This is a genomic window from Rhodobacter flavimaris (genome assembly GCF_021378075.1).
Classification (GTDB): domain Bacteria; phylum Pseudomonadota; class Alphaproteobacteria; order Rhodobacterales; family Rhodobacteraceae; genus Rhodobacter; species Rhodobacter flavimaris.
The window spans coordinates 217,013-236,352 of sequence record NZ_JAJUOS010000002.1 but is presented as its reverse complement, the minus strand read 5'-3'; the positions used below and the strand labels follow the sequence as shown (position 1 = coordinate 236,352).

The following is a 19,340-nucleotide window of genomic DNA, read 5'->3' as shown; positions in this document are numbered from 1 at the left end:
GGGGCGTATTTTGGCGCATATCGCCGAGGTGGTCTCAGCGTGCCTCAGGCGCCGATTTCGACGTGCAGAAATCAGCCCACTCCTGGAGAAGCAGGCGCCGCCGGTCGAGGTAGTCTGTTTGGCGATAGGTTCGGACGACCTTGCTCTCGGACATGTGTGCCAGCATTGCTTCTGCGACCTCATGGGGAGCGTCAGTCATCTCGGCGAGCCAGGTGCGCAGGCTCGAACGGAACCCATGAGGGCGAGCATCCAGTCCCTGCCGCTCCATCAGTCGCGCCATCGTGGCATCGCTGATGACCCCACGTCGAGATGAGGGAAATAGGTAACCCCCGCGCTCCATGCGCTGAGCCAGTTCAATCACGCGAATCGCTTCGTGCGATAAAGGGATGCGATAGTCGCGCTCCGCACCTACGCGCGCCTTCATGTTGGCCGCTGGAATTGTCCAGACGTTACCGTCGAACTCTTCAAGCCGGGCGAATCGGATGGGCTTGGATCTCGCACCGGTCAGGATTAGGAGGCGAAGGGCAAGGTGCGTGACCGTCGGTTCTTCGAGTGTAGCGTAGAAGTCGGGGACCTCGCTCCAGGGCATGCTTGGGATGGACTTGATCTCGTGGCGCTGGTGACCAAGCAGCCGCTTTGCCTTGGCAACCACCTGGAGATCGACATCAAGTCCCAGTGCTGCGGCGTGATCGATCACGATCTTGAGGCGATCAGCGGCCTTTTGCGCTGTGGAGGCCTTGGTGTGCCAAATCGGCTCGAGCGTCGCCCGAATATCTTGCTGATCGATTTGCGACACCGGCTTCTTCCCGAGCTTGGGCAGAACATGGAGTTCGAGGGGGCTAAACCATCGGCCTGCGATACCGTCGCCTTTGAGCGATGCTTTGCGACTTTCAAAGGCATCGTGTGCTACATCTTTAAGCAGATGCTCGTTTCGAGCGGCTTCGCGCCTTTGTTGCTCGCGATATTTGATGGGGTCTATCCCCTTGGCCACGAGTGTACGGAACCCCGACGCCAGCTCCCTTGCATCTTTAAGAGATATCGGGCCGAGGCCCCCGAGGCCCATCTCTCTTCGGCGTCCATTCAGCATATAGCGATAGACCCACTGGCCGCCCCCATCCTCTCGCTTGATGAGACGCAGGCCGTGTCCATCTTCATACTTTCCTGGGGTGGCGTTCTTGATTTGAAGCGCACTTAGTTTTGACATCATATCCCCCAAATTATCCCCCATATGCTATGGGATATGGTGAAATATGACAAGACGCACGGAGACACGTAGTTGGTTATGGGGCAAGAAAATAAGGGCCTTTGGTACACGCTGGGACGTTCTGGGGTGGGTTAACAATGCTTCTCGACCGCACCATTGGCTGAAAGCCGCGAAAGCCCGGACCTTGGTTCGGGCTTTGCTTTTCCGCCCTTCGCACATCGCATTCTTCCCGATGTCTGACCCAGCGTCAGGTCGAATCGGAGAGTGATTCGGATCTGCCGCGCCAGTTTGTGTCGGGGAGCTCGCGTTTTGGTTGCATTACGTAGCGTTACGCGAACTTCCTCCGGTAGAGCATTTTGCACTTGCGGCATGAACAATGTGGTCGCCCGTTGCGCGCGAGGTGACGCTTTTTGACGGTTTTGTGACCGAAACGAAGGGCCCATTGAAGACGTCGAACGAGTTTGGAATTGCGGGTTGAATTCCTGAAAGTCCCTTGCTTTAGTTCGGTGCACGGGAGCTAACGAACTAAAAAAACCGACGGGGAGCCCGAATTTGAATACTGCTGCCACCGACGATGGATTCGTCGTATTCGACCATGTGCAGAAGAGCTATGACGGCGAAACGCTTGTCGTCAAAGACTTGAACCTTTCAATCGGCAAGGGCGAGTTTCTCACGATGCTCGGCCCCTCGGGCTCGGGCAAGACGACCTGCCTGATGATGCTCGCCGGTTTCGAGACCGCGACACATGGTGAGATCCGCCTTGCGGGCAAGAACATCAACGACCTGCCGCCGCATAAGCGGGGCATCGGCATGGTGTTCCAGAACTATGCGCTTTTCCCGCACATGACGGTTGGCGAGAACCTCGCCTTTCCGCTCGAAGTGCGGGGCATGGGCAAATCCGAGCGTGAGGCAAAGGTCATGCGCGCGCTCGACATGGTGCAGATGGGCAAGTTCGCCAACCGCCGTCCGGCCCAGCTTTCGGGCGGCCAGCAGCAGCGGATCGCGCTGGCCCGTGCGCTCGTGTTCGACCCCGAGCTGGTGCTCATGGACGAACCGCTTGGCGCACTCGACAAGCAGCTGCGCGAGCATATGCAGTTTGAGATCAAGCACCTGCACGAGACGCTTGGCATCACGGTCGTTTACGTGACCCACGACCAGGGCGAGGCGCTGACCATGTCGGACCGTGTCGCCGTGTTCAACGACGGTCGCATCCAGCAGCTGGCTCCGCCCGATGAGCTTTATGAGCGCCCGCAGAACTCGTTCGTGGCGCAGTTCATCGGCGAGAACAACAAGTTGCCTGGCAAGGTCGAGTCGCTGGATGGCGACAATTGCACCGTGCGCCTCTCGACGGGCGAGATCATCGACGCCACGCCCGTCAACGTTCGGAGCGTGGGGCAGGAAACCTTGGTGTCGATCCGCCCCGAGCGAGTCGAGTTCAAGCCCGAGATGATGCCCCCGGGCGCCCATATGATCGACGCCGAAGTGCTTGAGGTCATCTACATGGGTGACATCTTCCGCACCCGGATGAAGGTTGCGGGCACCGAGGACTTCGTGATGAAATCGCGCAACACGCTTGGGCAGACCAAGCTGCGCGCCGGTGAACGGATCAAGATCGGCTGGCATCCGCAGGACGCCCGCGCCCTCGATCCGATGTAAGTCAGGAGGGCGGGTCAACCCGCCCCCTTGCCGCGCAAAAGCGGCGTGAATGACAAAAACTAAAGAGAATCAACACGGGAGTTACTGATGAAAAAAGCAATGATGCTGACCACGGCCCTGATCGCGACCGGCTTTGCCGCCAGTGCGCAAGAGCTGAACGTGGTGTCCTGGGGTGGCGCCTACACGGTCAGCCAGGTTGAGGCCTACCACAAGCCCTTCACCGAAATGACCGGCATCAAGGTCAACTCGATCGACGCCGACAACCCGGCCACGCCGCTCAAGGCCCAGGTCGAAGCGGGCAACGTCTCGATCGACCTCGCCGATATCGAACTGTCGGACGCGATCCGTCTGTGCGACGAAGGCCTGCTGGAAGAAATCGACCCGGCAATGCTGCCGGCGGCGCCCGATGGCACCCCGGCTGCCGACGACTTCGTTCCGGGCGCGATCCAGGATTGCGCTGTCGCGAACATCGTCTGGGCCACGGTCGTCGCCTATGACGCCTCGAAGTTCCCCGACAACCCGCCGAGCACCCTGGCCGACTTCTTCGACACCGAGAAGTTCCCGGGCAAGCGCGGTCTGCTGAAAGCCGCCAAGCGTTCGCTCGAGATGGCTCTGGTTGCCGATGGCGTTCCGGGCAGCGAAGTCTATGAAGTGCTGGGCACCGAGGAAGGCGTCGCGCGCGCTCTCGCTAAGCTCGACACCATCAAGGACTCGGTCGTGTGGTGGGAAGCTGGCGCTCAGCCGCCGCAGCTGCTGGCCGATGGCGAAGTCGTCATGACCACCGGCTACAACGGCCGTATCTTCAACGCCATGATCGCCGAGAACAAGCCGTTCAATATCATCTGGGACGGCGCCTACATGGACTACGACCTCTGGGCCATTCCGAAGGGTGCGCCGCACCTGGAAGACGCCAAGAAGTTCCTGGCCTTCTCGACCGACACCCAGCGCCTTGCCGACCAGGCCAAGTACATCTCGTACGGCCCGGCGCGCAAATCCTCCTCGGCTCTCGTTGGTCTCTACCAGGATGGCAAGACCGAGATGGCGCCGCACATGCCGACCAACCCGGACAACCTGATCAACCCGATCTGGACCGATCCGACCTTCTGGGCTGACCACGACGTCGAACTGAGCGAGAAGTTCAACGCCTGGCTCGCCAACTGATCCTGCGCTGGGCGGCACCCCGTTGCGGTGCCGCCCGCCTTTCTTCGTAAAAAATCCCTGATCGCGCGCCCCATGGGGTGCGTTTGGTAGAACTTTTCCCAGAGGGAACCGAATGACCGACGCAACCGGACAACTCACAACGGCCGACGGCAAACCGCTAAAGGCGGCGCTTGCGGCATCGCTCGCGACGCGGCGCCGCCGCGCCTTCCTGCTCGTTGCGCCGCTCTTTCTGTTCATCTTGGTCAGCTTCATCGTGCCGATCGGGCAGATGCTGTACCAGTCGTTCTACAACGACACGTTCAGCGCGACCGCGCCGAACCTGGTCCAGTGGTTCGACGAGCATCCCGCAGGCTCCGAGATCGACGAAAGCGCCTATGCGGCGCTGGCGGCCGACCTTGCGCTGATGAAGCAGGAGAAGACGGCCGGTGCCGCCGGAACCCGGATCAACTACGATGTTTCCGGCTCGCGTTCGATGTTCACCTCGACCGCGCGCAAGGCCGACAAGTTCGAGCCGCCCTTCAAGGAGGCCATTCTGGCCGAGGAAAAGAAGTGGGACGATCCGATCATCTGGCGCGCGATGCGCTCGGCCTCGTCGCCCTTCACCTTTGACTTCTATCTCGCGGCGCTGGACCTGACGCGCGACGACTCCGGGTCGATCGTGCCGGTGGCCGAGGGTCAGGCGATCTACAAGACGCTGTTCTGGCGCACGCTGTCGATGTCGATCGAGATCACCGCGCTCTGCCTGCTCCTGGGTTTCCCTATCGCGCATCTTCTGGCGGTGCTGCCGATGCGTAAAGCAATGCTGTTGATGATCCTGGTGCTGCTGCCGTTCTGGACCTCGCTGCTGGTGCGCACGACCTCGTGGATGGTGCTGCTGCAAAGCCAGGGCGTGCTGAACGACCTGATGGTCTGGATGGGGCTGATCGGCGACGATGGCCGGATACAGATGATGTATAACCAGACCGGCACAATCGTCGCGATGACACATATCCTGCTGCCCTTCACGGTGCTGCCGCTCTACTCGGTGATGAAGACGATCCCGCCCAGCTATGTGCGCGCCGCTCGCTCGCTCGGGGCGACCTCGTGGACCGCGTTCCGCCGGGTGTACCTGCCGCAGACCCTTCCGGGGATCGGGGCAGGGGGGCTTTTGGTCTTCATCCTCGCGATGGGCTACTATATCACCCCCGCCCTTGTCGGTGGCGCCGACGGGCAGATGATTTCCAACATGATCGCCTTCCATATGCAGAAGTCGCTGAACTGGTCGCTGGCCGCGGCCCTGGCGGCGATGCTTCTGGCCATCGTTCTGATCTTCTTCTGGATCTACGATCGCCTGGTTGGCATCGACAAGATGAAGCTCGGCTGAGGAGTAGAGACATGGCGCTTCCCACCTACGCAAGCCCGCTCGAGAAAGCCTGGCATTACAGCTATCTGGTGATCTGCGGACTGATTTTCCTGTTCCTGATCGCCCCGATCGTGATCGTGATCCCGCTTAGCTTCAACGCCGAGCCCTACTTCACCTTCACCGAGAAGATGCTGACGCTCGACCCCGAGGGGTATTCGATGCGCTGGTATGACAGCCTGCTGACCTTCGGGATGCAGAACCCTGAATCCGAGCGCGGCGCCTCGTTCTGGTCGGACTTCTGGGGCAACGCGACCTGGATGCAGGTGACCAAGAACTCGATCATCATCGGCTTCTTCGCCACGATCCTGTCGACGGCGCTTGGCACCATCGCGGCTCTGGGTCTGACCCGCCCTGAGATGCCCTACCGCAAGCAGATCACCGCGGTCCTGATCTCGCCGATGATCGTGCCGATCATCATTTCGGCGACGGGGATGTTCTTCTTCTACTCGTGGATGAAGCTGCCGATGCCGAGCTTCGAAGGCGGTTTCCATATTGAATGGACGCGTCTGGCGGGCTCCTATCTGGGCATCATCCTGGCCCACGCCGCGCTTGGCATCCCCTTCGTGATCATCACCGTGACGGCCACGCTCTCGGGCTTTGACCAATCGCTGGTGCGTGCCGCGGCCAGCCTGGGTGCAAACCCGCGCACGGCCTTCTTCAAGGTGGTTATGCCGCTGATCATGCCGGGTGTGGTTTCCGGGGCACTTTTCGCCTTCGTGACTTCGTTCGACGAGGTGGTCGCGGTTCTCTTCATTGCCGATCACACCCAGCAGACGATCCCGCGCCAGATGTGGAACGGTATCCGCGAACAGATCTCGCCCGCGATCCTTGCCGTGGCGACGATCCTGGTGCTGATCTCGATCCTGCTGCTGACGACGGTCGAGCTGCTGCGCCGCCGCTCGGAACGGCTCCGCGGCGTCAGCCCGCAGTAAGCCGCAGTCATCACGACGAACGACGCGAAAAGGGGGGCTCCGCCCCCCTCTTTGCTATTCGCAAATTCACCCCCCGGGATATTTGCGCAAAGCCGAAAGGAGAACGAGCCCTCTATTCGTCTTTGTCCAAATATCCCGGGGGTGAGGGCCGCCAGGCCCGAGGGGGCAGCGCCCCCTTCGCGCTCAACAAGATCAAGGAAGGATCGCGAGCCAGGCCCAGATCGTCAGGATCGAGGCGGCTGTGGCGACCAAGACTGACGAGGCCGCGACCCGACGGGCTGCGCCATACATATTGGCGAAGAGATAGGCATTTACGCCGGGCGCCATCGCGGCCGTCATAACCGCCGAGCGCAAGGCTGCCGTATCCAGCGCGAAGACCCAATGGCCCAGCAGGTAGGCGATGCCCGGATGCACGATCAGCGAGAGGGCCGAGACCATGACAATGGCGCGCCCATCGCCCTCTGGGCGGTAGCGGAACAGCACGCCGCCAAGGCCGAAGAGGGCGGCGGGCAGAGCGGCGTTCGCCATCATGTTCATCGCCGCCCAGACCGGCCCCGGAAGGTCATGCCCTGTCATTTTGCGCAGGATCTGGATGGCGAAACCGCAGAGAATGCCGATCACGAGGGGGGTGCGCAGCACGCCCATCAGCGCGTTGAAACCCACGCGGCTGAGTCCCGCGCCGGTTCCGGCGGAGCGCACGGCCTCCATCGCCACGATACCAATGGTGTAAAGCATCGGCGAATGGATCGAGATGATGGCAAAGTTGCCCGCCAGCGCGTCGGGGCCGTAGGCGCGCTCGGTGATCGGGATGCCGAGCAGGAGCGAGTTCGAGAAGAGGCAGCAAAAGCCGATTGCGACCGCATCCGGACCGGTGCGGCGGAAGATCACCCGCGCCGCCGTGATCCCGATGGCAAATGAGGTCAGCGCGCCGACGTAGAACGAGATCATCAGCCCTGCGTCATAGCTCGTGCTCAGGTCGAGCATGGCGATGGAGCGCGCGAGCAGCACCGGCACGGCGAAGTTCTGCGCAAAGCGCATCAGCCCGTCGACCGCTGCGTCGGAAAAGAGGCCACGCCACGAGACGACGTAACCGAAGCCGAGCACGAGAAAGACGGGCAGGATGACGTCGATCAGCGCGCTCATTGCGCGGCGAACTCCAACACCAGCCCGTCATAGGCGGGGCGGATGTGTTCGGGTGTCTCGGCTGCGACATCGTCATAGTCGAGGTCGATATGCATGTTGGTCAGCACCGCCGATGCCGGTTTGACACGCTCGATCCATTCCAGCGCGAGGGCAAGATGCGCATGGGTCGGATGCGGCGTGCGGCGCAGCGCGTCGAGGATCCAGCACTCAAGGCCGTTCAGATGCGCCCAGGCTTCCTCGGGGATGGTGCTGACATCGGGCAGGTAGGCCACGTCGCCGATGCGGAAGCCGAGGGCGTCGATATTGCCGTGCTCGACGCGGAAGGGGTGCAGCTCGATCGGGCCACCGGCGCCGGTGATCTCGAAGGTGCAGTGGATCGCGCGCAGGTCGCAGATCGGCGGGTAGTTCGAGTCCGGCGGCTGCACGAAGGCGTAGCCGAACCGGCTCAGCAGGGCTTCCTGCGTGTCGCTATCGGCCCAAACGGGCAGGCGTCGGCGCATGTTGAAGGTGATCTGGCGCAGGTCATCGAGCCCGTGGACATGGTCGGCATGGCTGTGGGTGTAGACGACGGCATCCAACTCGCCCACGCCCGCGCGCAGCAGTTGCTCGCGCAAGTCGGGCGAGGTGTCGATCAGCACGCGGGTCGTGCCGTTGGGCGAGACGCGCTCGACCAGCATCGAGCAGCGCGAGCGGCGGTTCTTCGGGTTGTCCGGGTTGCACTCGCCCCAGTGTCCGCCGATGCGGGGCACCCCGCCAGACGAGCCGCAGCCGAGGATCGTGAAACGCATCCGGGTCATCGTTTGGCCTTCCAGAACAGGCGGTCGAAATTGGCCGAGGTGGCGGCGGCGAATTCTGCATAGCTGACGCCGTAGAGCTCTGCACCGATTTTCGCAGTCAGCGCGGTATAGGCGGGCTCGTTGCGGCGGCCGCGATGGGGTGGGGGGGCAAGATAGGGGGCGTCGGTCTCGACCAGGATGCGGTCGAGGGGGGCGGCGGCGAAAATCTCTCGCACCTCGGTCGATTTCGGGAAGGTCGCGATTCCCGACATGGACAGGTAAAAGCCCATCTCGAGAGATGCTTGCGCCAGGCGCGGCCCCGAGGAGTAGCAATGCATTACGCAGCTATAGGGGCGCGACTTCAGACCCTCGGCCAGGATCGCCTCCATATCCTCGTCAGCGGCGCGGGCGTGGATGATTAGCGGCAGGCCGGTTTCCTGGGCGGCCTCGATATGGATGCGCAGCGAGGTCTTCTGCACCTCGGCGCTGTCGGCCGTGTAGTGGTAATCCAGCCCCGTCTCGCCGATGCCCACGAATTTGGGGTGGCGGGCGAGGGCCACGAGCTCCTCGACGGAAGTCAACGGCTCTTCCGACGCGCTCATCGGATGGGTGCCGGCAGCGTAGTAGATGCCGTCATGCGCCTCGGCAATGGCACGAACGGAGGGTTCATTGCGCAGGCGCGTGCAGATGGTGACCATGCGCGTCACGCCAGCGGCGCGGGCGCGGGCGATCACCTCGGGCAGTTCCTGGGCGAAATCAGGGAAATCGAGGTGGCAGTGGCTGTCGACGATTTCGGGCGGATGGGTTTCGGTCTCGGCCACGGGCAGGTCCTTTATGGGCGGCTCAGGCGGCGGCCGCCGTGATTTCAAGAACCATATCCATGACCAGCGCGGCAGGGTCAAGGTTGACCCCCTTGCCATGGCGCGCGCGGGCGCCAAGGGTCTGGTGCAATGCCGCCCATTTCATCGCCGCGTAGCCATCGGGGCTGAGGCGAGCGATGACCTGCGCCTCGCCTGCCGCGCCTTCCAGGGGCGGCGGCCCGGCCACGCCCGCGCGGGCAAGGCGCGCCAGGAATAGCTCGATCAGCCCGAGCATCAGGTCGTAGCGCGGCTCGTTCTGCTTCCCGGTGATGCTGTCGGCCAAGGCGAGCGCACGCACGCGGTCAAGCCGGGGCAGGGTGCCGAACAGCGCCACGAGCTTTTCATAGGTCGCCAGCCCATCGAGGTTCAAAAGCCGGATCGCCTCGCCCACCGAGCCGCCGGAAAGCGCGGCAAGGGCCGCGGTGTCTGCCTCGACCGCCTCGCCGGCGGCGGCGAGGGCTGCGGCCATATCTTCGGGCGCAAGCGTGGCCAGCCGCAATTCGCGGCAGCGCGAGCGGATCGTGGGCAAGAGCCCCGCGGGCTGGTGCGAGATCAGCAGGAAGGTGACCCGCGGCGGCGGTTCCTCGAGCAGCTTGAGCAGCGCGTTGGCTGCCTGCGTGTTCATCTCGTCGGCGCTGTCCACGATGACGACGCGCCGTCCGCCTTCGGCTGCCGACAGGTGCAGGAAGCTTTTGAGCTTGCGCACCTCATCGACGCGGATGTCTTGCGAGAGGCCCGTTTCTGTGGCGTTCAGCCCGCGCTTGAGCAGGAACACACCGGGTTCCGAGCCCGCGTGGATGCGGCGGCAGACCGGGTGCTCGGGGTCGGTTTCAAGGTTGGTGGGCGGCGGGGGCGCGCCGAAAAGGCCGCCGCCATCGTCGGTGGGCTGGGTCAGCAGGAAGCGCGCGATGCGCCACGCCAGCGTCGCCTTGCCGACGCCGCGCGGGCCGGTCAGCATCCAGCCGTGGTGCATCCGCCCAGAGGTGAAAGCGTCGAGGAAATCCGCCTCGGCGCGCGCCTGCCCCATCAGGTGCTGCGTGTCGCGCGGGTGGATCGCACCTTCGACCTGCGTCGGATCCGGGATTTCGGCTGTCTTGCTGCTCATGCCAGCGCCGCCCGGGTGAGCGAGAGGATCTCGGCCGCGACATCTTCGGTCGGTCGGGCGCCGTTCACCAGCCGGAAGCGGGTGGCAAACTCGCGCGCCAGCGCCAGGAAGCCCGCGCGCATCCGTTCCTGCATGGCAAGGCCCATGTCCTCGAACCGCTCCTCGGTGCCCTGACGGCCCTTGGCGCGGGCAAGGCCGACGGTTGGGTCGATATCCACGAGGAAGGTCAGGTCGGGTTCGCGCCCGATCATCAGGGCGTGCAGCTGATCCACCAGCCCGCGCAAATCGCCGCGCGACAGGCCCTGATACATGCGGGTCGAATCCGCGAAACGGTCGCAGATCACGATGCGCCCGGCGGCCAGTGCGGGGGCGATGGTGCGTTCCAGATGGTCGCGGCGGGCGGCGGTGAAGAGCAGGATCTCGGTCTCGGGGGACCAGCGGTCGGGGTCGCCCTCAAGGACAAGGCGACGGATTTCCTCGGCGCCGGGCGATCCGCCGGGCTCGCGCGTCAGGACCACGTCAAGGCCATCGGCGCGCAGGGCTTCGGCCAGCAGGCGCGCCTGCGTGGATTTGCCCGATCCGTCGATGCCCTCGAACGTGATGAACATCTGGCCTCAGCTGTTCGCGGCCTGCATGGCCTTGGCGGTGAGGCGCGCGAAGGCCGCCTTGACGCGCACCATGAAGCCGCCTGCGGCGACGTCCTCGGCCGCGACCAGCGCGACGCGTTTGGGTTCCGTCAAGCCCGGGATCGTCAGCACCAGTTCGCCCAGCTTGTCGCCCGTGGCGATCGGTGCGGCGATGGGGCCGGTAAAGACCGCCTCGGCCTTGATCGCATCCTGCGCGGAGGCCGGGATCAGCAGCGTCAGATCCTCGGCCGGGGTCAGCCCGACCTTGTCCGTGGCGCCGAGCCAGACCGGCGCTTCGGCCAGACGGCTGCCCTTGGTGGCCAGCGTTTTCAGCACGAACTGGCGGAAGGCCCAGTTGGCGATCGCCTCGGCCTCTTGCGCACGCTCGGTTTCCGAGGTCATGCCGCTGATCACGAAGACGATGCGGCGATCACCCATTACGGCCGAGCCGGCGAGGCCATAGCCCGCCTCTTCGGTATGGCCGGTCTTGAGACCATCCGCGTGCCAATCCGCCGCCGCGATCTTGAGCAGCGGGTTGCGGTTGTTCGCGTTGGCGGGCGAGCGATCCTTATAGTTATACGAGGTTTCCGAGAACAGCGGGTAATAGTCGGGGAATTCCGAGATAAGACGCACGGCCAGGATGCCCAGATCGTGCATCGACATGCGCTGCCCCGGATGCGGCCAGCCTGATGAGTTCGCGAACATCGAGTTGTTCATGCCCAGTTGACGCGCACGCTCGCCCATCTGGCGGGCGAAGGCCTCTTCCGAGCCGGCCAGCCCCTCGGCCACGACCACGCAGGCATCGTTGCCCGAGTTGATGACAATGCCTTGCAGCAACTCGCCCACGGTCGGGCGGTCCATCTCGTTGAGGAACATGGTCGAGCCGCCCATCTGCTTGGCGCGGGTCGAGACGGCAAAGCTTGTGTCCATGGTCACGCGCCCGTCGCGCAGGGCCTCGAACAGCATGTTCACGGTCATCAGCTTGGACATCGACGCGGGCGGCAGCGGGATATCGGCGTTCTTCTCAAGCAGCACGGTCTGGGTCGTCACGTCGTAGACCCAGGCGGCCGTCGCGCGGGTCTCGAAGGCGCGGGCGGGCAGGGCCGCAAGAAGCGCAAGGCAGATGACGGTGAAAAGGCGGGTCAATTGCATCGGGCTGGTATTCCTTATTTCGAGACGGCGTAGGCGTCGGCAAAGCCGAAGCCCTTGAGCTGGGCAAGCAGCTTGTCGCGGTCGGCTGGCGTGGCGACGGGGCCGACGATAACGCGCCAGACGGTCTTGATCGCGCCAACCTCTTTGCGGATGACGACGTCCTTCACGCCCTTCTTGAGAAGATCTCCAGCCGCGCGCTGCGCATTGGCCTCGCTGCTGTAGGTGCCGATCTGCACCAGCAGCTTACCAGTAGGTGCTGCGGGGGCTGCGGCTGCGGGCTTGGCCTCGGCGGGTTTCGCATCGGCAGGTTTGGCCGGAATTGGGGTGGGGGCCTCGGGCTTTGCCGTCGCGGCCTTTGCAGGGGCTTCCGCTTTGGCCGGAGCGGCCGTTTTCACGGGTTCGGCGGGCTTGGCCTTCGGATCGGCCTCGGCCTTGGCGATGGCTCCGGCGGCAGCGGCGGTGATCGCGGCGGTGGGTTTGGGTACAGGCTTCACATCAACCGTGGGCTTGCCCGAGGGCGCTGCTGCGGCGGGTCGCGCGGGCTCAACCGGCACTTCCTCGCGGCGCAAGGCCACGACGGAAAGCTTGGCTGGCGCACCGGCAAGCATCCCGAGCGCGGCCGCTGCATCGGAGGAAACCTGGATCTTGGGGCCGGGGTTTTCCCGTTCGCGCCGGAACAGCGCAGCGTTCACCGACTTGCCGTTCGAGAGGTTGCGCACCAGAACGCGCTCGGGGTCTTTGACCGAGGCATGGGCAACCCAAACGCCGCCAAGCGAGGGACGCCCGTCCCACAGCCCCTCGTCCTCGACCGCGAAAACCTTGGGCGCCTCGACGTCACGCTCGACCGTGCGGACGGCGGCGGTTTCGGGGGGCGTGCCGTCGGCGGGCGCCTCCTCGGGATTGGCGCCGGTGCCCATCTGACAACCTGCTAAAGCCACTGCCGTTCCAAGCATCAGAACGTATCGCGACAACGATCCCTTGCGCATCATGCCCCTTCCTGCGCGGCTGCTTCCGCGTCTCATCTCTGGCCCGTCAGAGCCCTGCCCCGGCTGTCGTGGCCGCCTCGCGCCGCGCATCATGCGCGTCCCTGCACTGGAGCGGACTTTACCCCGTCCGCGCGGGCATGAAAAGCGGCCCAACCGGTCACCGGCGGAAATCGGTAGGTGCGCTCTTTCAGAATCGCGTGAAGGGCGTTACGCGAAGGGCGTCGGAGGAGTGGCAGAGTGGTTTAATGCACCGGTCTTGAAAACCGACGAGGGTGAAAGCCCTCCGTGGGTTCGAATCCCACCTCCTCCGCCATATGATTATGATTTTATTGATAAATTTGCATTTAAGTCTGCCTTACCCGCCATAAAGCCCGCCATTGGAAAAACGCTTGGGTGCGGCGCGCACTTGATTAAGTCTTGATAGTTAATCAAACGGCAGAAAAACTTGCGCGGGGGTCTCCTAACCGTTCAGGGCCAGAGATGTGCGGAAGATTCGTCGATCCAAATCTGCGTGGAACCGAACTTGAACTGTCACAGATCAAGATCAGTCCGTTCCCTCGGCGTTTCAACGTCAAACCAACCGATGATGTGCGTATCTACGCTAAAGACCCGCTTGTTGGTTACTGTCAAATAAAACTGCCTTGAGGCGGGCAGGGCGGTTTCGTAGCTTTTCGGGATGACGAAACGATCGCCCTTCCGCTATTTCAAGACGAGCCCTGAAGTTATCCGACTGGCGGTGATGATGTACGTCCGGTTCCCGCTGTCGCTGCGCAACGTCGAGGACCTGCTGCGCGAACGGGGCATCGATATTTGCCACGAGACAGTCCGATTTTGGTGGCATCGGTTTGGTCCGATGTTCGCCGCGGAGATCCGAAAGCGTCGGGTCGAGGGTATGCGGTCGAGCCATTGGAGATGGCACCTGAACGAGGTTTCGTGAAGATCAACGGGGAGCGCCACTACCTCTGGCGGGCGGTCGATCACGAAGGTGAGGTGCTCGAGAGCTTTGTGACGAAGACTCGGGACAAGAAGGCTGCATTGAAATTCCTGAAGAAATCTCTGAGGCGGCACGGTTCTGCCGATGAATTTGTCACCGATCGTCTACGTTCCTATGGTGCCGCTCTCGTTGGGCTCGGTATCCGTGACCGTCAGCAGACCGGTCGGTGGATGAATAACCGGGCAGAGAATTCACACTTGCCATTCCGAAGGCGGGAGCGGGCGATGCTCCGCTTCCGGCGGATGCGAACGCTACAGAAATTCGCCTCCGTTCACGCGTCGGTCCACAACCTCTTCAACACGGAGCGCAGCCTCTCTTCCAGAGCCACCTTCAAGAGGAACCGCGCCACCGCTCTTGCCGAGTGGCGCGGTCTCTGCGCCGCATAAGGGATAGGGCCACTTTCCAAACTGAGACTGGTTCGAATTCGTCTGGCAGCACCCCCACTTGCCGTTCCGACGACGAGAGCGGGCAATGCTCTGGTTCCGGCGGATGCGAAGTCTGCAGAAGTTCGTCGCCGTCCACGCCTCGGTCTTCAACCATTTCAATGCTGAGCGAAGCCACTACTCCAGGGACAGTTTCAAGCTGAAGCGTGCCGCTGCTCTCGCCGAATGGCGCGGTCTCTGCATGGCATAAGGGGCAGTCATTCTGCCCTTGCGTAGACTGGTTCGAATCCGTCTGACAGCACCGTGTCGCACCCTGAATTGTTGAGGTCGTTGTCCGTGAGCTCGCCCGGTGCAAATCGGTAATGTTGGGTGGTCACATGTGTGTCAGACGGAGTCCTTTGGCTGGCCACCGATTCCGCTCGAGAGAACCCGGGTCATGATCTTAACCCCGGCTTCGATCTTTTCTTCCGCGATTGACGAGTAACCCAAGCGAAAGAATGGGCAGGGATTGGGCGGATCGGCGAAGAACGGGCGGCCATGTTCGATGAGTACGCCGTTAACCGCCAGTCGTTCCGCGAAGGCGGCAGAATCTACGTCTTCGGGGGCTTCGATCCAGAGGCTTGAGCCGCCATGCCGCGCGGCGCCAGCAATTCGAAACGGGGTTTTCTCCAGCGCGTGTGTCAGTGTCTCGCGCCGTTGCCGAAACGCCTCCCGCAGACGCACGATATGGGCGTCGTAATGGCCGAGCGCGAGGAAGTATCCCGTCACGCGCTGCATATGCCCCGGTGCGTGCCTTAGCATCATTGCGCGCAGCGCGCGCGCCTGTTCGATGAAGGGGGCGGGCCCCACGACGTAGCCAATGCGCAGCCCCGGAAACAGCGCCTTCGAGAAGCTTCCGATATAGATCACCCGACCGGCCCCATCGAGCGACTTGAGCGCGGGCGAGGGCGGTTCGAGGAAGCTCATCTCAAATTCGTAGTCGTCCTCGATGACCAGGAAATCGTGCTTGTCCGCCATCGTCAGCAACTCGCGGCGTTTATGGATCGGCATCGTCGTGCCGGTCGGAATCGAGTGACTGGGCGTTACGGCGACAAGCCCGGTGTCATGGGGCAGGGAAGAGGGCTCCAGCCCCTCATCGGTGCAGGGCACATAGTGGATGGGCATCTGCGCGAACTGGAACGTTGCGGCGAAGTCGGGGAAGCCCGGATCCTCCATCACTGCCACCCGGTCCTTGCGCGCAAGAAGTTGAACCGCAAGCCAAATCCCATTTTGTGCGCCAAGCGTGATCAGGACTTCTTCGGGGCGGGCGCGAATGCCCCGTCGCGGAAGGGTGTTGCGGCAGATGAAATCCACCAGGACCGGGTCGTCCATGGCCATGCGCTCGTCGGCGAGATCGGTGAACTCGCGCGCGCCAAGCGCCCGGCGCGCGCAGTCCCGCCACGCGGCGTGATCGAACAGTGTCGGGTCGGCCTGGCCATAGAGGAACGGATAGGGATAGCTGCGCCAGTCAAGTGGCTTCGCAATGCGTCGCCGCGCCGTCAGATCCTGTTTCAGCCAGCGCCCCCAATCGACGGGCTGAGAAAAGCTCAGCACATCCTCGCGCCCGATGCGCCGGTGCGGGACTTTCTGCGAGACGACAAAGCCGGATCGCGGGGCGCTGTCGAGATACCCCTGAGCAACGAGATCCTGATAGACAAGCGTCACCGTCAGGCGAGAAATACCAAGGTGATCAGCAAGTTGTCGTGTCGATGGCATGCGTGTGCCAGAGCGGGTGCGTGCCTCCAGGATCGTCGAGACGATCGAACTGGTAAGCTGCATCTGGAGGCTGCGCCGATCCGCCCGATCAATGAAGAACATCTCGGAAGAGAGCCGACCGACAAGATTCTCGCCCATCGCAGCAGGCCTCCGTTCTGGACTTAAGAGTAGTCGCATCTGGATATAACCCAGATGACAGCGTGGTGACAATGTGTCGCAAGGCCGAAGCAAAGAATCGGCCGCACTCAGGGAGCTACACAATGAAAATGACGTTCAAGGCGCTTTCGGGCGCCATGGTTGCCGCATTGCTGGCAACCACCGCACTGCCTGTATCCGCCAAGGAGTTTCGCGTCGCCGTGGGTGACGGTGCTGGCGGCACGCAAGAGGCGCTTGGCCTTGCCTTTGTCGAGGCGCTCGAGGCCAAGACCGGCGGTGCGCATAGCGCGAAGCTATTCCTGAACGGTCAACTCGGTGACGAGCAGGACACCGTGACCGCCGCTGCGACCGGAACGCTCGATTTCTCGATCCTCGCGATCAACAACATCACGCCGTTTTCGCCCTCGGTCGGCACGCTGACACTGCCCTACGTGATCCTGTCGCTCGAGGATGCTGAGAACATCACTCAGGGCGAAATCGGCCAGCAGATGGTCGACAAGACCGTCGAAGACGCAGGCGTGCGCATCATCGGCTGGGCCTATTCGGGCTTCCGCGTGCTGACCAACTCGAAGCATCCGGTGACCACGGTCGCCGACCTGCAAGACCTCGTGGTCCGCGTGCCCAAGAACGAAATCATGATCGAGACCTACAAGTCCTGGGGTATCGATCCGACGCCGATGGCCTGGGGCGAGACCTTCGCCGCGCTTCAGCAAAAGGTCGTGGATGGTCAGGACAACCCCTACATGACCGTCTACGCGATGAAGTTCGACGAGGTGCAGAAATACGTCACCAACATCCGCTACATCTTCTCGATCGAGCCGCTGATCGTTTCGGAAAGCCTGTTCCAGTCGCTGTCGGCCGAAGAACAGCAGCAGGTTCTGGATGCGGGTCACGAGGCCACGCTGGCCTCGGGAGCGTTCCTGCGTGCCGAGGAAGCCAAGATCAAAGCTGAGCTTGCCGCGCGCGGGATGGAAATCTCGGACCCGGCCGATGGCGAGCAGGAGTTCATCGACCTCGCCACCGCAAAGGTCTGGCCGAAGTTCTACGACACGATCGGCGGCAAAGAGGTGCTCAACGGCGTCCTGACCGCTCTCGACCGTCCGACGGTCGAGTGATCGGCGCGGGGCCGGCCCAGTCGGCCCCGACCTTGTCCCCAAGCAGGTGCTCTTATGACTTCGTTCTGGCGTCATCTCGACAAGCTCGAAAGCTATATATGCCAGGTGCTGCTGGCGGTGTTTGTCGGTCTGCTCTTCGCGCAGATCGTCTCGCGGCAGGTGTTTGGCAGCTCGATCACCTGGATCGAGGAGCTGTCGGTCATTCTCTTCGTCTGGTTCGCCTATTTCGGGGCCAGCTACGCGGCCCGGATGGCGGCGCATAACCGGATCTCGTTCCACCTCAATCGCATGGACCGCCGCCGCGCGCGCCTGATCGAGGCCTTTGGCGACCTGTTCTGGATCGGCTTCAACGCCGTGTTCATCTGGCAGTCGATCACGTTCATCTCGATGCTCAAGCCCTTCGTGAAAGCCCAGACCCTGGGTTGGCAGATGCGGTGGGTCTACATGGTGCTGCCGATTGCCTTCGCGCTGATGACGCTGCGCATCTTGCAGGTGAATTACATGAAACTGGTGCTCGGCAAGGACCCGCGCGATCCCGACAAGGTCGAGATCGACGGCATGGGCGACACCCCCGAGGGAGGTCGCGCGTAATGGACGGCTACCTGGTGGAAATTCTCTTTGGCACCTTCGCCTTCCTCATGGTGGTGGGCGCGCCGATCACCGTGGCGCTGGGAGTCTCGGCGCTGGCCGCGATGTGGTACCTGGGCGACAACCCGATCAAGATGGTCCAGATGTCCTGGTCGTCGGTTGGCTCTTTCCCGCTGATGGCGCTGCCCTCGTTCATCCTTGCCGGGGCGCTGATGGAGGCCGCAGGCCTGTCGCGGCGCCTGATCGCGGTGGCCGAGACGATGGCCGGGCCCTTCACCGGCGGTATTTCGGCCGCGACGGTGCTGGCCTGCCTGTTCTTCGGGGCGATCTCGGGTTCCGGCCCGGCGACGACCGCCGCTGTGGGGATGCTGATGATCCCGGCGATGGCGCGGGCCGGATATGCGCGGGGCTATGCGGCCTCGGTGACGGCGGCGTCGGGTGGTCTGGGCATCATTATTCCGCCCTCGATCCCGATGGTCATCTTCGGCATCTCGGCGATGGGCCTTCAGCCGTCCCCCGAGGCGGTCGAGAAGTTCGGCACCTTCCAGAGTGTCTCGATCTCGAAGCTGTTCATCGCGGGCTTCTTCCCGGGCTGCCTGATGGCCGGGATGCTGCTGGCGAACAACTACATCCGCTGCCGCGCCGCTGGTTATCGCGGTTCGGCCGAGCCGCTGTCGCTCTCGAAGATCCTGCATGCGAGCTACAAGGGCTTTTGGGCGATCATGGCGCCGGTGGTCATCCTGGGTGGGATCTACACCGGCATGTTCACCCCGACCGAGGCGGCGATCGTGGCGATCTTCTACACGCTCTTTGTGGGTGTGGTGATCTACCGCGAGCTGAACCTGCGCCAGATGGTTGCCGCGCTTGAGACGACGACCTGGCTGGCAGGTCGGGTGCTGCTGGTGCTGTTCACCGCCACCATCTTTGGCCGCATCCTGGTTGAGAATGGAGTGCCTGCCGTCATCGCGAAGGGGATGCTCTCGCTGACCGACAGCCTCTACGTGATCTGGATCCTCGTGATCGCGCTGCTCCTGATCGTGGGCATGTTCATGGAGACGCTGGCCGCAATCATGATCCTCGTGCCTGTGATGCTGCCTGTAGCCTACCAGATGGGGATTGACCCGATCCACTTCGGCATCGTGATGATCTGCACGCTCTCGATCGGGTTCCAGACCCCGCCGCTGGGAGAGAACCTGTTCATAGCCTCGGGCATCTCGAACGTGTCGATGGAGGAGATCTCGCTGCGGGCGCTGCCCTTCGCCATCACCGGGGCGGTAGCGATCTACATCATCGCCTGTTTCCCGCAAATCGCACTCTGGCTGCCGCGCGTCGTCGGTTACTGAGGG

Annotated in this window: 16 protein-coding genes, 1 tRNA gene and 2 pseudogenes; 10 read left to right on the top strand and 9 right to left on the bottom strand. The window is 63.0% G+C overall.

Going from position 1 to position 19,340, the window contains the following annotated elements; genetic code table 11:
• Positions 1–34: 34 nt before the first annotated feature.
• Entirely contained in the window at positions 35–1,204 is a 1,170-nt protein-coding gene (locus LZA78_RS03800; protein ID WP_233675612.1) for a tyrosine-type recombinase/integrase, read from the bottom strand.
• A 552-nt stretch (positions 1,205–1,756) separates the two neighbouring features.
• Here LZA78_RS03800 and LZA78_RS03795 point away from each other — a divergent pair.
• The 4 genes from LZA78_RS03795 (at position 1,757) to LZA78_RS03780 (ending at position 6,355) form a co-directional block, all read left to right on the top strand.
• A complete protein-coding gene (locus tag LZA78_RS03795; RefSeq protein WP_233675611.1) occupies positions 1,757–2,860 on the top strand; it encodes an ABC transporter ATP-binding protein in 1,104 nt (367 codons plus the stop codon).
• Positions 2,861–2,947: 87 nt separating this feature from the next.
• Complete coding sequence (locus LZA78_RS03790; RefSeq protein WP_233675610.1) at positions 2,948–4,021, top strand: ABC transporter substrate-binding protein; 1,074 nt, start codon at positions 2,948–2,950, stop codon at positions 4,019–4,021.
• Positions 4,022–4,133: 112 nt separating this feature from the next.
• On the top strand, positions 4,134–5,384 hold the full coding sequence (locus LZA78_RS03785) for an ABC transporter permease (protein ID WP_233675609.1): 1,251 nt from the start codon (positions 4,134–4,136) through the stop codon (positions 5,382–5,384).
• 11 nt (positions 5,385–5,395) lie between these two features.
• The gene (locus LZA78_RS03780; RefSeq protein WP_233675608.1) at positions 5,396–6,355 is read left to right on the top strand and encodes an ABC transporter permease; all 960 of its coding nucleotides are present in this window, start codon (positions 5,396–5,398) and stop codon (positions 6,353–6,355) included.
• Positions 6,356–6,547: 192 nt separating this feature from the next.
• Here the strand turns inward: LZA78_RS03780 and LZA78_RS03775 are convergent, their stop codons facing one another.
• The 7 genes from LZA78_RS03775 to LZA78_RS03745 are packed head-to-tail and all read right to left on the bottom strand — an operon-like array spanning position 6,548 to position 12,934.
• Complete coding sequence (locus tag LZA78_RS03775) at positions 6,548–7,498, bottom strand: AEC family transporter (protein ID WP_233675607.1); 951 nt, start codon at positions 7,496–7,498, stop codon at positions 6,548–6,550.
• A complete protein-coding gene (locus LZA78_RS03770; RefSeq protein WP_233675606.1) occupies positions 7,495–8,295 on the bottom strand; it encodes an MBL fold metallo-hydrolase in 801 nt (266 codons plus the stop codon). The genes LZA78_RS03775 and LZA78_RS03770 overlap by 4 nt, the downstream gene beginning before the upstream one ends.
• Complete coding sequence (locus LZA78_RS03765) at positions 8,292–9,095, bottom strand: TatD family hydrolase (protein WP_233675605.1); 804 nt, start codon at positions 9,093–9,095, stop codon at positions 8,292–8,294. Before LZA78_RS03765 ends, LZA78_RS03770 begins: the two co-directional genes overlap by 4 nt.
• Before the next feature lie 22 nt (positions 9,096–9,117).
• Positions 9,118–10,239 (bottom strand): DNA polymerase III subunit delta', encoded by a 1,122-nt coding sequence (locus tag LZA78_RS03760; protein WP_233675604.1) that lies wholly within the window; start codon positions 10,237–10,239, stop codon positions 9,118–9,120.
• A complete protein-coding gene (tmk, locus tag LZA78_RS03755) occupies positions 10,236–10,847 on the bottom strand; it encodes a dTMP kinase (RefSeq protein WP_233675603.1) in 612 nt (203 codons plus the stop codon). The genes LZA78_RS03760 and tmk overlap by 4 nt, the downstream gene beginning before the upstream one ends.
• A 6-nt stretch (positions 10,848–10,853) precedes the next feature.
• A complete protein-coding gene (locus LZA78_RS03750) occupies positions 10,854–12,017 on the bottom strand; it encodes a D-alanyl-D-alanine carboxypeptidase family protein (protein WP_233675602.1) in 1,164 nt (387 codons plus the stop codon).
• 14 nt (positions 12,018–12,031) lie between these two features.
• Positions 12,032–12,934: an SPOR domain-containing protein gene (locus tag LZA78_RS03745; protein ID WP_233675601.1), complete on the bottom strand. Its 903-nt coding sequence runs from the start codon at positions 12,932–12,934 to the stop codon at positions 12,032–12,034.
• Positions 12,935–13,226: 292 nt separating this feature from the next.
• On the opposite strand from LZA78_RS03745, the gene LZA78_RS03740 reads away from it, so the two are divergent.
• From LZA78_RS03740 to LZA78_RS03730, 3 genes and pseudogenes are all read left to right on the top strand, one after another.
• Positions 13,227–13,316, top strand: a tRNA-Ser gene (locus LZA78_RS03740).
• 363 nt (positions 13,317–13,679) lie between these two features.
• Positions 13,680–14,383 (top strand): annotated as a pseudogene (locus LZA78_RS03735) (IS6 family transposase).
• Between the two features lie 52 nt (positions 14,384–14,435).
• Positions 14,436–14,630 (top strand): annotated as a pseudogene (locus LZA78_RS03730) (IS6 family transposase); the annotation flags it as partial.
• 134 nt (positions 14,631–14,764) lie between these two features.
• Here LZA78_RS03730 and pdxR read toward each other — a convergent pair.
• Positions 14,765–16,273 (bottom strand): MocR-like pyridoxine biosynthesis transcription factor PdxR, encoded by a 1,509-nt coding sequence (gene pdxR, locus LZA78_RS03725; protein ID WP_233675600.1) that lies wholly within the window; start codon positions 16,271–16,273, stop codon positions 14,765–14,767.
• Positions 16,274–16,401: 128 nt separating this feature from the next.
• On the opposite strand from pdxR, the gene LZA78_RS03720 reads away from it, so the two are divergent.
• From LZA78_RS03720 to LZA78_RS03710, 3 genes are read left to right on the top strand one after another with little or no spacing between them, the layout of a single operon-like run.
• Positions 16,402–17,406 (top strand): TRAP transporter substrate-binding protein, encoded by a 1,005-nt coding sequence (locus LZA78_RS03720; RefSeq protein ID WP_233675782.1) that lies wholly within the window; start codon positions 16,402–16,404, stop codon positions 17,404–17,406.
• Between the two features lie 54 nt (positions 17,407–17,460).
• Positions 17,461–17,997 carry a TRAP transporter small permease gene (locus LZA78_RS03715; protein ID WP_233675599.1) on the top strand — a complete coding sequence of 179 codons (537 nt, stop codon included), beginning with the start codon at positions 17,461–17,463 and terminating at the stop codon, positions 17,995–17,997.
• Positions 17,997–19,337 carry a TRAP transporter large permease gene (locus tag LZA78_RS03710; protein WP_233675598.1) on the top strand — a complete coding sequence of 447 codons (1,341 nt, stop codon included), beginning with the start codon at positions 17,997–17,999 and terminating at the stop codon, positions 19,335–19,337. The genes LZA78_RS03715 and LZA78_RS03710 overlap by 1 nt, the downstream gene beginning before the upstream one ends.
• Positions 19,338–19,340 lie beyond the last annotated feature (3 nt).

Coding starts and splice junctions, on each gene's coding strand:
- LZA78_RS03800 (WP_233675612.1), bottom strand. CDS start 1,204: ATGTCAAAACTAAGTGCGCTTCAAATCAAGAACGCCACCCCAGGAAAG.
- LZA78_RS03790 (WP_233675610.1), top strand. CDS start 2,948: ATGAAAAAAGCAATGATGCTGACCACGGCCCTGATCGCGACCGGCTTT.
- LZA78_RS03785 (WP_233675609.1), top strand. CDS start 4,134: ATGACCGACGCAACCGGACAACTCACAACGGCCGACGGCAAACCGCTA.
- LZA78_RS03780 (WP_233675608.1), top strand. CDS start 5,396: ATGGCGCTTCCCACCTACGCAAGCCCGCTCGAGAAAGCCTGGCATTAC.
- LZA78_RS03775 (WP_233675607.1), bottom strand. CDS start 7,498: ATGAGCGCGCTGATCGACGTCATCCTGCCCGTCTTTCTCGTGCTCGGC.
- LZA78_RS03770 (WP_233675606.1), bottom strand. CDS start 8,295: ATGACCCGGATGCGTTTCACGATCCTCGGCTGCGGCTCGTCTGGCGGG.
- LZA78_RS03760 (WP_233675604.1), bottom strand. CDS start 10,239: ATGAGCAGCAAGACAGCCGAAATCCCGGATCCGACGCAGGTCGAAGGT.
- tmk (WP_233675603.1), bottom strand. CDS start 10,847: ATGTTCATCACGTTCGAGGGCATCGACGGATCGGGCAAATCCACGCAG.
- LZA78_RS03750 (WP_233675602.1), bottom strand. CDS start 12,017: ATGCAATTGACCCGCCTTTTCACCGTCATCTGCCTTGCGCTTCTTGCG.
- LZA78_RS03745 (WP_233675601.1), bottom strand. CDS start 12,934: ATGGGCACCGGCGCCAATCCCGAGGAGGCGCCCGCCGACGGCACGCCC.
- pdxR (WP_233675600.1), bottom strand. CDS start 16,273: ATGGGCGAGAATCTTGTCGGTCGGCTCTCTTCCGAGATGTTCTTCATT.
- LZA78_RS03720 (WP_233675782.1), top strand. CDS start 16,402: ATGACGTTCAAGGCGCTTTCGGGCGCCATGGTTGCCGCATTGCTGGCA.
- LZA78_RS03715 (WP_233675599.1), top strand. CDS start 17,461: ATGACTTCGTTCTGGCGTCATCTCGACAAGCTCGAAAGCTATATATGC.
- LZA78_RS03710 (WP_233675598.1), top strand. CDS start 17,997: ATGGACGGCTACCTGGTGGAAATTCTCTTTGGCACCTTCGCCTTCCTC.